Annotated in this window: 1 pseudogene; it reads right to left on the bottom strand. The window is 32.5% G+C overall.

The features are described 5' to 3' along the window. Positions 1–296, bottom strand: a pseudogene (locus FTV32_RS17190) (hypothetical protein); the annotation flags it as partial. Positions 297–1,096 lie beyond the last annotated feature (800 nt).

Genomic DNA, 1,096 nt, shown 5'->3' on the forward strand with positions numbered 1-1,096 from the left:
TTTCCACCCTTATAGCTTGGATGCTTGAAACGTCTTTCCTTCAAAGGAGCATCATCTAAATATGCGTAATGAACGCTTGTATCGTCTTCTGTGGTAATTAAAGGACGTTTTAATACATCTTCAGGATCGTATGTTGTACCTGAAATACGATGGCATTCATCAAGTAATGGAGTGATGTAAAGAAAGTTCTGGTCTTTTTCTGCTGTTCTAATGTTTTCTATAATTTGAGTAGTCTTACCGCTACCCATCATTGCATCATAAACTTTAAACACTGTGCTTATTTTTCCTATTTGCACGTTTTATTATCCTCATTGCATATTGTTGTAATGGAAGACTGTTCTCCCCTCTTGAGACAGATTATATTACATCAAGACAGATAATGTCAATAACTTGTCTTGTGGATCTATTTTTGTCTTGAATTGCTTTATTTGTCTAGCTAAACACTTGTTTTGTTTTTAAATTTAAAACTGTGGATAAGTAAGACAGATTTCGGTCTTAATTGATCTTAGGTTTTATACGGCTTTCGCTGCAATTCGATACTCAAATTACAGTGAATTTATAAAGGAAAATTTAAAGGCTGTAGACAAAACCTTGTCTTAGACATTTTATAACTACTTGTTTTTAAAAATGAAAAAAGCAAAAACCTTAAAACAAAAATGTACGGATTCTAGGTACACATAAGCGCACACAGACATAGCACCTAAAGCCTATTTACTGACCGCCCTCTGTTCCTTCCATTACTGTAGCTATTGCATACAGTCGGTTGGTTGCTCAAACATTTACTTCAGCATAGCTTCGTTGTTACTCGCTATACTTCGTAAAGTTTCGAGCTGAGGTCCATTCTTTTATAACTCAATGTTTTCAACTGATTTTGAAGGAAGCTTAAAAAGTCTTATAAAATAAGGCTAGACAAAACCTTGTCTTGGGACTATCAAAAAAGTCAATCTTTTAGGGCTTTTTTTAACTTGAATCTTAAAGAAGAAATTATAAAAAAATACAGATAACTAATTAATAAATATTTAATTAATTTTTCAAATAAAGAAAAAGAATAGAGCGATATATCGAACTCCTTTCAGTCGTTCTCATATCTTCTTAT

Source organism: Acinetobacter sp. YH16032 (genome assembly GCF_013417345.1).
GTDB lineage: Bacteria > Pseudomonadota > Gammaproteobacteria > Pseudomonadales > Moraxellaceae > Acinetobacter.